This window comes from Monashia sp. HAY1-5C (assembly GCF_056755255.1).
Window position 1 is genome coordinate 1 of sequence record NZ_JBPGXG010000461.1, and the last position, 260, is coordinate 260.

General features: G+C 59.6%; 1 protein-coding gene. It reads left to right on the forward strand.

Annotated elements, in window-relative coordinates:
* Window positions 1-260 (forward strand): F0F1 ATP synthase subunit A (locus ACR9ZK_RS22430; protein ID WP_481344137.1); only part of this gene is annotated, 260 nt, incomplete at both ends.

Sequence of the window (260 nt, forward strand, 5' to 3'; positions counted from 1 at the left end):
CGCTGGGCGTGCTGGCCGTGGTCCTGTACTACAACCTGAAAGTCAAAGGCGTCGGTGGCTGGGTGCATGAGCTGTTCGCTGCACCGTTCGGCATCTACATGGCTCCGTTCAACCTGCTGTTGAACATCATCGAATCTGCAGCCCGTACCGTGTCGCTCGCGATGCGACTGTTCGGCAACATGTATGCCGGCGAGCTGTTGTTCCTGTTGATCGCCCTGTTGGGCTCCATGGCAACCGCGTTCGGCTTCGTCGGTCACGTG